Origin of the sequence: Sphingomonas sp. UV9 (genome assembly GCF_004101245.1) — a bacterium.
Lineage (GTDB): Bacteria > Pseudomonadota > Alphaproteobacteria > Sphingomonadales > Sphingomonadaceae > Sphingomonas.
In genome coordinates this window covers 1,218,558-1,231,276 of record NZ_SCIN01000001.1, presented here as the reverse complement: position 1 = coordinate 1,231,276, position 12,719 = coordinate 1,218,558, and the positions used below count along the sequence as shown (strand labels likewise).

Here is a 12,719-nt window from a genome sequence, read left to right as displayed (position 1 = left end):
CCTCACCGTGTTTCCCGGCGAAGGCCGGGGTCCAGTTGGGGGATGCAGTTAACGAATGGCGATCCTGCATCACAGGCGCTTTCCCACCTGGGCCCCGGCCTTCGCCGGGGTGGTGGCTTGCGCCGATGCGGTGTCGGTAACCTGCGGGGTAACCTTGCGTAGAGCCTTGCCCAACTCCGTCCGCAACGACGCGTAATCCCGCTCGATCCCGCCGTTACGACCGATCAGCACATGATCGGCCCCGGCCACGCCGCGCTCCGCCAACAGCTCACGCGCCAACGCCCGCAACCGCCGTTTCATGCGGTTCCGGACGACAGCGTTGCCGATCTTCTTGGTGACGGTGAAGCCGATTCGCATCGTTGCATCACCGTCATCGCGGGGGCGCATGAGCAGGACGAATCCCGGCATCGGTGCGCGCTTCCCCGCATTCGCCGCGAGAAAATCGCGGCGCTTGTCGATAACGGTTAGGCCGACAGCTTCTTGCGACCGCGGGCGCGGCGTGCGTGGATCACTGCCCGGCCGCCGACCGTCGCCATCCGTGCGCGGAAGCCGTGACGGCGTGCGCGTACCAGGTTGCTCGGCTGAAAGGTCCGCTTCATTGGTCATTCCCTAGGTCATCAAATAGAAAACGGCCGCCACGAGGACGGCCTTGATGGCTGGGCGCTTACGGAAACGGGCGGGGGAAGTCAATTCACACCGGTAGCGGCAAGGGCGCTTTTAGCTGCCTTCGCGCGCTCGTGCCGCCGCATCGCGCTCTGCCGCCGCATCATGCGATCAACGAAATGCCCGGTCCGCGGCCAGCGCCGCTTCAACCGCGCCCATTTCAACCGCGCCCACCGGGAATTGCGCAGGACCAGCACCATACCGCCTGCGAACAGGAAGATCCCGGCCGGCCCCGGCAATGGCGCGAGAATCGGTGCGCTCAGGATCAGCAGCACCCCGAGGACGAGCTGGCCGAAGCGAAGGACGGGGGAACGGACTGCTTTCACGGCAGGCATGTGGGTCCGGTGTATTAGGATGGCAAGACGGCGCGGGTCCACGGCATCATGCCGCACGGTCTTGCAGACATGGCAAATCGGGTATGAATAAGGCGTGACGTCGTGTCGCAGGGGAGCGGGCATGGCGGCGATCGTAACGACGGTGGCGTATCTGGGGCTCGAAGCGCGTGCGGTCGAGGTGCAAGTCCAACTGATTCCAGGACTTCCCGCGTTCAACGTCGTCGGATTGGCGGACAAGGCGGTCGGCGAAAGTCGCGAACGCGTGCGCGGCGCGATCGCAGGGATGGGGCTGTCGCTGCCGCCCAAACGCATCGCGGTGAACCTGTCGCCGGCCGATCTTCCGAAAGAAGGATCGCATTTCGATCTACCCATCGCGCTTGCCTTGTTGGCGGCGATGGGTGTGGTCGATGCCGAGGCGCTGGCGGATTACGTCGTCGTCGGCGAACTTGGGCTCGACGCGCGGATCACCGCCTCGCCGGGTGTGTTGCTGGCGGCCCTGCACGCGTCGGAAGTGGGGAAGGGGCTCGTCTGTCCCGCGGCGCAAGGGTCGGAGGCGGCTTGGGCGGGCGAGATCGAGGTCATCGCCGCGCCCGACCTGCTGTCGCTGCTCAACCACTTCAAGGGCCACGGCCTGCTCAGTCCGCCCAAGCCCGGTATCGTCCAGGCATCCGATCACGGCCCCGATCTGCGGCAGGTCAAGGGACAGGAGACTGCCAAGCGTGCGCTCGAGATCGCCGCGGCGGGGGCGCACAATCTGCTGATGGTCGGGCCGCCGGGGTCGGGGAAGTCACTGATGGCCGCGTGCCTGCCCGGCATCCTGCCACCGCTCGATCCCGCCGAGGCGCTCGAAGTGTCGATGGTCCAATCGGTGGCCGGAACGCTATCCGGCGGTCAGCTGACTAGAACGCGGCCATTTCGTGCGCCGCATCACTCCGCCTCAATGGCGGCGCTCACGGGGGGAGGGCTAAAGGTGAAGCCAGGGGAGGTCAGCCTCGCGCATCTCGGCGTCCTGTTCCTCGACGAACTCCCCGAGTTCCAGCGCGCCGTCCTCGATTCGCTACGCCAGCCGCTCGAAACAGGCACGGTCAGCGTCGCGCGTGCCAATGCGCACGTCACGTTCCCGGCGCGCGTGCAGTTAATCGCGGCAATGAACCCGTGTCGTTGCGGACACTTAGGCGATGCGAGCCTGGCCTGTGCACGAGCGCCAAAATGCGCGGCGGACTATCAGGCGAAGGTGTCGGGTCCGCTGCTGGACCGGATCGACCTTCACATCGACGTGCAGGCGGTCAGCGCCGCGGACCTAATTCTCCCGCCCCCCGGCGAGGGCTCGGTGGAGGTCGCCGCCCGGGTGGCCGCCGCGCGCGCGATCCAGACCGACCGCTACCGCGACCATCCGGTCCGCACGAACGCAGAGGCGGATGGCGCGTTGCTGGATGCCGTTGCCACTCCCGACGAAGCCGGTCGCCGGCTGCTCGCCCAGGCGGCCGAAGCAATGCGCCTGACCGCCCGAGGCTATACCCGCATCCTCCGTGTCGGCCGCACCATCGCCGATCTCGCCGGCAGCGAGACCGTTGGGCGCATCCACATCGCCGAAGCGCTGAGCTATCGCCGCCAACGACCGCGGAACTGACGAAACGCGATCCGGCACGCCAAGACGGCTTGCGGCGGACGAAAGCTTCGTCTAGCCAACCCGCCGCTGCCCCTGTGGCGAAATTGGTAGACGCGACCGACTCAAAATCGGTTGCCGCAAGGCATGCTGGTTCGATTCCGGCCAGGGGCACCAACCACTAATTCCAACGCATCCCAAACCGTCCCGCAAGGGGCGGTTTTTGGTGTCGTTACAGGGTTGTGCGGCGTCCCGCCGCGTCCCACTGTTACCCCATGCAGCGCCAATCATTTGGGGGCACTTCGGGGGCACCAGTTTCTTTGGGTGGGGGCACCGAATGCTGACCGATACCGCCATCAAAAAGGCCAAGCCGAAGGACAAGGCTTACAAGCTCGGCGACGCCGGCGGACTATATTTATTCGTCATGCCGAGCGGCTATCGCAGTTGGCGTATGAAGTTTCGATTTGCGGGCAAGGAGAAGCGCCTGGTGTTCGGGTCGTATCCGGACACGACGTTGCTCCAGGCGCGCGCGATGCGCGAAAACGCGGCCAAGCTGTTGCGGGATGGCGTCGACCCGTCGGTGCACAAGGTCCAGCAGGCGGCTGCGCAGGTCGCTCGGGTGGGGGCGACGTTCAAGACGATTGCGGAAGACTGGCTGGTCAGCCAGGACGCGACCTGGTCGAAGCGGTATGCGCAGAACGTAAAGAACAGCTTCGTGCAGGACGTCTATCCGAAGCTCGGGCACCTGCCGATCGATGCGATCACTACACCGCTGGTGCTCAAGGTGCTGCGACCGGTCGAGGAGCGCGGGGCGATCGAGACAGCGCATCGCATCCGCCAGCGGATCTCGGAAGTCTTTGCCCGCGCGATCGGCAGCGGCATCGTTGCGGCCGATCCTGCCGCGGTCGCGCAACGTGCGCTGTCACCGATCAAGCGCGGCAAGCAACCCGCGGTGCGGACGGTGGAAGCCGCGCGAATCGTTTTGCGCAAGGTCGAGGAACAGCCGGCGCATCCGCTGACGAAACTGGCGTCACGCTTCTTGTCGCTCACGGCCGTACGCTCTGGCGTGCTGCGAATGGCCGAGCCGAAGGAATTCGAGGGGCTGGGCGGGCCGGAGCCGATCTGGCGTATCCCGGCGGCCAAGATGAAACTGGTCGTCGACCAGAAGGAGGATGCGGCTTTCGAATTCATCGTGCCGCTGTCCAGGCAGGCGGTCGAGACGATTACCGTCGCGATGGACTTCTCGGGGAAGGGACCGCTGATCTTCCGCAGCGTGCGCCATCCGCGCCGGCCGCTGAGCGACAGCACGCTGAGCAAGGCCTATCGGGAAGCCGGGTTCACGGGGCTTCACGTCCCGCACGGTTGGCGATCGACGTTCTCGACCGTGATGAACGAGCTGGCGGGCGTGGAGAGCAGGGTAGGGGATCGCGCGATCATCGACCTGATGCTGGCGCACGTGCCGAGCAACAGCGTCGAGGCCGCGTACAACCGCGCCGCCTATATGCCACGCAGGCGCGAACTGGCGCAGGAATGGGCAGACCTGCTGGTCCAGGAGCTCGCACCGCTGGAATCGTTGCTGACGGGGTTGCGGCAACACGCCTGACGAGCGCGGGAGCGGCGGCATGACCGCGCGCTCTTTCAACGAGGTCACTACTGGCGTCCGCGACCGCGCGCGGTCGAACTCGCTCGTTCGGCGCAACAGCCATAATGCCGGTGGCTCGGAAGTGTCTCTCTGGCGTGTGCACAACACATTCCCGAAGACCGAGCACAACGCGCGGATGCGCGCGGCCGAGGCGTTCGATCACGAGACGAAGCTACCGGGGAAGCGCAACGGCGCGCTCGGCGCGATCGGGCTCGAAGTGCTGCGTTGCCTGTTGCGCTTGCGCGGCCGTAAGGACGGCCGGCTAGATCCGACCTACCAATGGATCGCGGACAAGATACACCGGTCGCGTAGCGCCGTTGGCGAGGCGCTCGATCGATTGAAGGCGTGCGGTTTCCTCGACTGGATCCGCCGATGCGTCCCGATCGAGAATGCCGAGCCTGACGAACAGCAGAGCGAGCAGATCTCGAACGCCTTCATCCTGCTACAGCCGCCCACGGTGCGCGAGTGTGTCCGTCGTATGCTCCGTAAGCCTAGCGAGTTCGTCCGCGCCGTTGCCGAGAAGCTCGCGCGTCAGAAGAAGCTGGACACCGCGACGGTCGACGACGTGATCGCCGAGGTCCAGAGCCCCGAGCTGCGCGCCATCCTCGCCCGCGTCCGCGCCTTCGTTGATAGTGCAAATCCGCCGAGCGGTCACAGAGAGGCCCTGTAAGATCTAAATATAAGAGGAACGCCTATGGCGTGCGCAGTGTGAAGCTCCACCAAGTCCCCGAGGCCTCGAACCCACCGGGGTCAGCATCCAGCGACCGCGGGTGAGCGTGCCGGCTTGCGCCGTCCCGTGCATCCTAGGGAGGATGCGTGAAATCGGTGCGGTATAGCCATGAGCGCAAGCGCATGGAATGCGCCACAATGTATTCACGACGCCAAACGACGGTCCAAAGCTGAGAGTAGGGCAGTTTGTTCAATCGGAGATATTTCATCAGATAATATAGCATCGTGCTTCGATGCCATTCTGCCGCAATATTTTCTAACAACTTTGATCTCAGATTTCGGCATTAGTTGTAAGAAAAAATCCATAACCCCGCATTGGATTCTAATTAAAATTTTGTATCTTCGATTGTGCAGTCTACCATATGTACATGAGTAAGCGTCCGTGCTTGACCACATGGAGGAGAGTATATGCGCGCGCTCGGATTTTTTCCTCTGGCCTTCGCCATTGTAGCGCCGTCCGTCACGCTTCGGGCACAGACTTTGCCAAGCACTGACGCCATAACCGCTGAAACTAACCGAATTATTGCGGAAAAGGATCGAACAAACGCCGAGAAGGACAGGATCAATGCCCAGGCCGAACTCGACCGCGCGCGCGTAACCTCGCTGGGCCTGCCATCGTTCGAAAATAAGAGTACGCTCGGCGACGGTGCCGGAAAGGCCGAAGCGCTGCTTCTTGCGGTCGATACGCTAGGGGGCGCTGCCTCGCTTATTGTGGACAAGGTCAATTCGCTCGGGACCTTCATTGTCCTCTCCGGTGACGAGCTGTTCGATTTTTCAAGGTACGAGTCCGTGATTGCCGAAATGACGGCGGTTCAGAGCCTAATTGACGAGGCGCTGGGGCGGAAGCCGCCGGGTACGGCGGACCTTACCGTTGCCAGCATGATGGCGGCTGGCAAAATAGTCACAGGCTTGCTTGCTTCCGAGACGACTATCACCGGCTTTGACCTGACGAACGCGCTTTCCAGCAGACTTCTCGCGGTAGCGGTGGCCGGCAAACTTACGACCGGGTATATTCCGGGGGCGGTAATAAAGACGCCGTCCGTTACAGCGACGGCTACAGCATACAGCAAGCTGGTGACAGATGCGCAAATGGCGCGCGCCGCTCGCAATAGATTACCAGAAAAGCCAACTCACGAAACTGAGAAGCGGTCGGCCGTAGCTATCGAGTACGCACTCACTCGTTTCAAGGCGTTTTCCGAGCGGGCGACGACACCCGAGGGAAATAACGTCGCGCCGATCGTCGCAGCCGGCAGGATGGAAGCGCTCGCCAAGAGCGCCAATCTGGTGCTTCGAGTACGCGTCGAGCAGGCAAGCGGATCCTTGATCAACACCAAAAACATCGCGACCACATTCGGCGTTGATCCGGTGAAGGTCAGTGGCGCGTCGATTGTGAGCTACCTCGTGACCGACACAGAGACGGGGAGCGTGAAGGGGGCCGGTGTGCTTGCATGCAGGTCGACTCTGACAGCGCTGCGGCATGTGCAGACGGGTGCTTGGCGGAAAAACGCGACGGGAACGGCCAAGCAGAGATGCGATACCCTGATCTAGGAGAAGCGATATGAGATCGATCGTTGCCCTTGCATTCGCATTAACAAATTCCATGCCATGCTTCGCTCAGGAGGTGCACCTGGCAGCGCCGGCCGGGCAGTCCCTGTTCGTAACGCTGGACGGGAAGCACAGCCGAGAAAGCTGGGACCGCCTAAAGGCTGATCTGCAGGTGTCTCAGAGCGACCCGGTTCCGAACCTGGATGCAGAAGTCTGGCATGTCCCCACCGACAAGGTCGCAAGTGCTTTTCGGGCAGTCCGGCGACGCGACATCGCCGCCATCGATTATGTAGGCGAAGACTATCGGACGCTTTTCCTGCCGGTATCGGGAGCCGACCTTGGACCGACACAGAGCCGCGCGTTCCAACAGATTTCGGCAGACCAAGCGCTAAAGGACATTCATCTGGTACGACTGCGCACGGGAGACACCACGTCGAGACTGCTAGATAAAACGAAAGGAACGGCCGAGGGCGCAGGATCCGAGGCACCGGTCGTGTTCAATGTCCGACCCGGTCTCGATGTGCTGGCCAACCGTCGTCTCGCAAGCAGGACCGCGGACAATTCGCTTGAATGGAGCGGCAGTGGCACGTCGCTCGCAGACTCCGCCACTAATGTGCCCGGAAGTACCGCCGCCGCAGATCCCGCAGCCACATCTGCCCCCGCCGGACTTCCGGATGGGACTGTGAATCTGATCGTCACCGGTGATCGGATCACGGGGTCGGTCGAAGTGGGAACGGAGACGTTTTCGATTATTCCCCTGTCTGGAGGGCTGCATGCGATAGCAAAGGTCGACCAGACAACCTTCCCGGCTGAGCATCCATCGGTACGCCAGACGTCGGAGACGAACGACGCTATGCCTTTGGAGAACGTCGCACGAGACCTTTCAAGCTCTGCGACCGCCGACGCGAGTGCAAGCGGCCCCCTCACGATAGGCGTCGCTTACACCCGGCAGGCGCTAGATTCGCTTCGCGCCGCGAGACCGGGAACAACCATCGAGGCGTTGGCGGCGCTTGCGATAGCCCATACAAATTCCGGATTCGCCAACAGCGACATCAGAGGTTCTGTCGCGCTTGCAGGAACGACCGAACTGTCAGGCACGGAGATCGCCGACTTCGATACTATGACCGATGCCGTAGTAGCGCAGGGAGACAATCGCTTTGACGACGTACACGCCTGGCGCCGCCGGGTCAGGGCTGACGCCGTGATCGTATTTGTGGCAATGGACGCCTACTGTGGAAATGCTGCCGGCATCCATGTTAATGCGGCGCACAGCTTTGCGCTCGTCAATTGGCGTTGCGCTTGGGAAAACAGTTCGTTTCCGCATGAGCTCGGACATCTGCTCGGTGCTAGACATGATCCGGACACCGACCCCGAAGATAAGCCTTTCGCCTACGCCCACGGCTTCAGAAACGGCAACTATTGGAGAACGATCATGGCCTATGCGGGCGGCGAGTGCACGACATGTCCCCGCATTAACCGCTGGGCGAACCCGAACCAGACACTCGACGGCATGCCACTTGGTACCAGTGCCAGAAACTACGATGCCAAGCTGATAAGCGAGATGTTGCCGGTATACGCCCGCAATCTACCTTGATCGAAGCGGCCTTGTTCGCCTGGCTCCTTAATCTCCAGCCGCGGACGTGACCGCTACGAACGAACCTTTAGAGCCCCCGAATTTTACGAGCGCGGTCGGATTGTCGTCAGGGGACGGAAAGGGTGCGAAGCTGTGGTGACAGTTGCATCAATCTGCACCATCGTTCGCACAATCATCGGCCGCGAAACCTTAGCGTGTCCGCCCGGTAGCATCAAACCTCGAGCATGCATCAAAAGACATCGAAATAGCCCGCGGGCGAGGCGGGGGTTCTTGCGCGGTATTTGGGGTAACGAGACGAAAGAGCCACGAGGCGGGCTAAGAGGGGGCGGCCGAGGTGAGGGGATTGATCTGACACGCGGAGCCGGGGTGCCAGTGCGGCTCGGGTGCCGGGGCCTTGCCCAAACGCCTCTCGACTGCCACTCCCCACAGGCTGCACCCGGCATCCCCCCCCAAGTGCACCAAACTGCACCCACGCCGCGCCGGTTCTAAACGCCGCGCGCCCTAGGACCTGGGCCGGCTTCCGGCCGGTCTGGGATTGCACCTTTTGCGACACAGAAAGTACGCGGGCGAGGCGGGGGGAAAAGCGTGTTAAATGGGGTCGCAGGTTCATCAATCCGCATCAGAGCCGGATAGATTATTGCGGCTTGGGGGGGGGCACGTGTTTACGCCACCGCTCAGCAGATATTCCGAATGCATTGAAAGGCACATAAGAAGCAAGCGGGCGAGGCGGGGGTTCTTGCGCCGTATTTGGGTGTGCAACTTAGACCCGACTGGTGGAAAGCGGACTGGCCGCTTTCGGGTAGCGATCGGCGTAAGCGGACGTTCGTTCATGCTGTGGGGCGGGGGCCAACCGGTAGCTTGTGGTGAAAGCGGAACGGCCGCTTTGGAGAAGCCGAATGGTTCATGCTCGTTCGTTCACTAAGCGGGGCAGCCCCCCGACCGCCTAGCTGAAACGGGCGGACGACGGGCAGGGCTCAACATAGAACGCGTGGCAAGCGCCGCCATTAGCGACCGCAGCGTCCGCCTCGGTCTTTGCGGATGACCGCTGCGGCGGATCGGCTAAGCTAGCTTGCAAAGGGAGATCCGCGTACCGTGAAGCACACATATACCACTCTTGCCTTATGCCTGTTGGCCGCGCGGCTTTCGGCCCAGAGCGTGCCGCCGCCAGTGAACAAGCCGGTCGAGCAGACGCAGGGGCCGGAGGACAAGGCGACAGCGCCGGGCCCGGAGCAGACCGGCACGTTGCCCCCGCCGGCGACGCCGTCCGTCGCGCCCGTCGCGGTCGCCACGCCGAAGAAGCCGCCTGTCTGGGACGTCAGCAATCCACGTGGCCTGAAGACGCGTGAAGTTCCGATCCGGGTCGACGAAGGCAGCTGGATGAACGTCGACGTTTCGCCCGACGGCCACATGCTTGCCTTCGATCTGCTGGGCGACATCTATACGATGCCGATCGCGGGTGGCACGCCGAAGCGTATCGCCGACGGCCTGGCGTTCGAGCATCAGCCGCGCTTCTCGCCCGACGGGCGGCGGATCGCCTTCACCTCGGATCGCGGCGGCGGCGACAATATCTGGGTGATGAATGCCGATGGCAGCGACAAGCGTCAGGTGACCAAGGAAGATTTTCGTCTCCTTAATCAGCCAAGCTGGAGTGCGGACGGGCGCTTTATTGCCGCCAAGAAGCATTTCACCACCGGGCGGTCGCTCGGCACCGGCGAAATCTGGTTGTATCACGTGTCGGGCGGCGGCGGTGTGCAGCTTGTCAAGCGCGCGAGCGAAGTGCTGCAAAAGGAGCTGGGGGAGCCGATCTACTCCCGCGACGGAAAGAGCATCTATTACACGCGCAACGTGTCGCCCGGCCCGATCTTCGAATATGCGCAGAATTCGCGCACCGATCTGTTCGATATCGAGCGCTACGACCTAGATTCGGGCGAGGTGACCACCGTTATCTCTGGCGTCGGTGGGTCGGTACGCCCCACGCCAAGCCGCGACGGCAAACGGATCGCATTCGTACGGCGCGATAACAACGTTACCAAATTGTGGGTCAAGGATCTGGCCAGCGGCGTCGAGCGTATCGTGTACGGCCCGCTCGATCGCGACGTTCAGGAAACCTGGGCGGTGACCGGCGTCTATCCCGAGATGGCCTGGACGGTCGGTGATAAGGAGATCGTGTTCTGGGCCGGCGGCAAATTGCGCCATGTGAACCCCGACGACGGCAGCGGCGCGGTGATTCCGTTCCGCATCGACGATACGCGCGTGATCGTCGATGCGGTGCACCCGCAGATCGAGGTCGCACCCGATACGTTCGCGACCAAGATGCCGCGCTGGGCCAGCGTCTCGCCCGACGGCCGCACCGTGGTGTTCGAAACGCTCGGTAAATTGTGGACTAGGCCGATGTCGGGCGGCACGCCGACCCGGCTGACGCGCGGGCAGGAGGAAATGGAGCTGTTCCCAAGCTGGTCGCGGGATGGGCGCCAGATCGTGTTCGTCGGCTGGAGCGATGCGGGGCTCGGCCAGGTCCGCACCGTCGCGGCCAGCGGCGGAACGCCCCGTACCGTCACAACGGCCGCCGGGCATTACCGCATCCCGCGTTTCTCGCCCAACGGCCAGACGATCGTCTTCGAACAGGGCGAAGGCGGCCGGCTGACGTCCGCGCGCGGCAATCCCGGCGTCGGGGCGTACCGCGTCGCGACGACCGGCGGCGCGCCGGTGCGCATCGCCAAGGACGCCGCGTCGCCGCAATTCAGCGCGAGCGGCGACCGCGTGTTCTTGATCGTCAACGAAAAGGACAAGCGACAGCTGATCAGCACCGGGCTCGACGGGCAGGATCGCCGCGTCCATGCCGAGGGCGAGCTGATTAACGACTATCAAGTGTCGCCCGCGGGCGACTACATTGCCTTCCGGCAGAATTACGAAGCGTTCGTGATGCCGCTGATGCCAGGCAAGCAGGCAGTGACGGCCGACGGATCGGCCAAGTCCGGGGCGTTGCCGATCACCCGCGTCAGCGGCGACGGCGCCGACTTCATCAACTGGTCGAACGACGGCAAGGCGATGCACTGGAGCGCCGGTCCGACGCTATACACCGCGCAGACCAGCGCGCTGTTCCGCGATGTGCCGGCCGGCGAGGATGCACCGAAATTCGCCGCCCCCCGCACCGGAGTGTCGCTGTCGATGCCGGTGACTGCTGCCAAGGCCACGGGCACGGTCGCCCTTACCGGTGCGCGCGTCATCACGATGGCCTCAAAGGATGGCGGGATAATCGACGACGCCACGATCCTGATCCGGGGCGACCGCATCGCCGCGATCGGCCCGCGCGGCTCGGTCGCGGTGCCCGCAGGCGCCAAGACTGTCGAACTCGGCGGCAAGACGATCATTCCGGGGCTCGTCGATGCGCACGCGCATGGACCGCAAGGCGAAGACGAGCTCGTGCCGCAGCAGAACTGGTCGGCAATGGCCAATCTCGCACTCGGCACGACGACGATTCATGATCCCTCATCCCGCTCGGCCGAAGTCTTTCCGGCGGCAGAAATGCAGCAGGCCGGTATGCTGCTCGCGCCGCGTACCTTCTCGACCGGGGAGATCATCTACGGTGCCAAAGCACCCGACGTGTACGCGCAGATCGACACGTACGAGGATGCGCTCGCCGTCGTCCGTCGCCTCAAGGCGCAAGGCGCGCACAGTGTGAAGAACTACAACCAGCCGCGCCGCGAACAGCGCCAGATGGTCGTCGCTGCCGCTCAGGCCGAGAATATGGAGGTGGTTCCCGAGGGTGGATCGCTGTTCACGTTGGACATGAGCCTGGTGCAGGACGGCAATTCCACCGTTGAGCACAACGTGCCGCTGGAGCACTTCTATGCCGATGTAGTGAGTTTATGGTCGCAGTCGACCGTCGGCTACACGCCCACCTTGGTCGTCGCCTATGGCGGGCCGGCGGGCGATCCCTACTGGCGGGCGCATAGTGACGTCTGGCGGCATCCCTTGCTCAGCCGCCACGCGCCACCCGCTTTGCTCGCCGCGCAGAACGCGCGGCGCGAGATTGCGCCGGAGGAGGATTATGTTGACGGCGCGACCGCGCGCGAGGCGAAGAAGCTTGCCGACAAGGGCGTGCCAGTGGCAATCGGCGCGCATGGGCAGCAGCCGGGGCTTGGCGCCCATTGGGAGCTATGGAGTTTTGTGCGCGGCGGCTTCACGCCGATCGAGGCGCTCCGTGCCGGCACGATCGAGTCGGCGCGTTCGCTGGGGTACAACAAGGATGTCGGCTCTCTTGAAGTGGGCAAGCTCGCCGATCTGGTCGTTCTCGATGCCGATCCAAACGTCGATATCCGCAACAGCGACACGGTGTCGCAAGTGATGCTTGGCGGGCGGCTATACGACGCGGCAACGCTGAATGAGGTCGTCACCGGCGCGCGCAAGCGGTTGCCCTATTGGTGGGAAGGCGCGGGTGCCGGCACGGATACGGGCGTGAAGATCACTGTCGGCCATGGTTTCGGCGACGTCGACTGAGCGGCGATCCACCATACCCGTCAACTTCGCCCTTCTTGACCTTCAGCGTATCTTCCCTCTCCCATCGGAAGAGGGAAGATACGTCGTATCCGCACGCGCCGCTAA

Annotated in this window: 9 protein-coding genes and 1 tRNA gene; 7 read left to right on the top strand and 3 right to left on the bottom strand. The window is 63.4% G+C overall.

Features of this window, described 5'->3' with window-relative positions; all coding sequences use genetic code 11:
• Positions 1-69: 69 nt before the first annotated feature.
• The 3 genes from rnpA to EQZ23_RS05430 all read right to left on the bottom strand — a co-directional run bounded on the left by rnpA (position 70) and on the right by EQZ23_RS05430 (position 989).
• Entirely contained in the window at positions 70-408 is a 339-nt protein-coding gene (rnpA, locus tag EQZ23_RS05440) for a ribonuclease P protein component (RefSeq protein WP_240663279.1), read from the bottom strand.
• Between the two features lie 56 nt (positions 409-464).
• Positions 465-599: a 50S ribosomal protein L34 gene (gene rpmH / locus EQZ23_RS05435; protein WP_031393806.1), complete on the bottom strand. Its 135-nt coding sequence runs from the start codon at positions 597-599 to the stop codon at positions 465-467.
• 87 nt (positions 600-686) lie between these two features.
• Complete coding sequence (locus EQZ23_RS05430) at positions 687-989, bottom strand: hypothetical protein (protein WP_240663276.1); 303 nt, start codon at positions 987-989, stop codon at positions 687-689.
• Positions 990-1,119: 130 nt separating this feature from the next.
• Here EQZ23_RS05430 and EQZ23_RS05425 point away from each other — a divergent pair, with 130 nt between their 5' ends.
• The 7 genes from EQZ23_RS05425 (at position 1,120) to EQZ23_RS05395 (ending at position 12,614) form a co-directional block, all read left to right on the top strand.
• Complete coding sequence (locus EQZ23_RS05425; RefSeq protein ID WP_128453353.1) at positions 1,120-2,628, top strand: YifB family Mg chelatase-like AAA ATPase; 1,509 nt, start codon at positions 1,120-1,122, stop codon at positions 2,626-2,628.
• Between the two features lie 68 nt (positions 2,629-2,696).
• Positions 2,697-2,781, top strand: a tRNA-Leu gene (locus EQZ23_RS05420).
• A 160-nt stretch (positions 2,782-2,941) separates the two neighbouring features.
• Positions 2,942-4,207 carry an integrase arm-type DNA-binding domain-containing protein gene (locus EQZ23_RS05415; protein ID WP_128453352.1) on the top strand — a complete coding sequence of 422 codons (1,266 nt, stop codon included), beginning with the start codon at positions 2,942-2,944 and terminating at the stop codon, positions 4,205-4,207.
• A gap of 19 nt (positions 4,208-4,226) precedes the next feature.
• Positions 4,227-4,916, top strand: coding sequence for a replication protein A (locus EQZ23_RS05410; RefSeq protein WP_128453351.1), 690 nt, complete (start codon positions 4,227-4,229; stop codon positions 4,914-4,916).
• A 467-nt stretch (positions 4,917-5,383) separates the two neighbouring features.
• Positions 5,384-6,523 (top strand): hypothetical protein, encoded by a 1,140-nt coding sequence (locus EQZ23_RS05405; RefSeq protein ID WP_128453350.1) that lies wholly within the window; start codon positions 5,384-5,386, stop codon positions 6,521-6,523.
• A gap of 10 nt (positions 6,524-6,533) precedes the next feature.
• Positions 6,534-8,114, top strand: coding sequence for a M12 family metallo-peptidase (locus tag EQZ23_RS05400; RefSeq protein WP_128453349.1), 1,581 nt, complete (start codon positions 6,534-6,536; stop codon positions 8,112-8,114).
• Between the two features lie 1,092 nt (positions 8,115-9,206).
• On the top strand, positions 9,207-12,614 hold the full coding sequence (locus EQZ23_RS05395) for an amidohydrolase family protein (RefSeq protein WP_164913382.1): 3,408 nt from the start codon (positions 9,207-9,209) through the stop codon (positions 12,612-12,614).
• Positions 12,615-12,719: the final 105 nt, after the last annotated feature.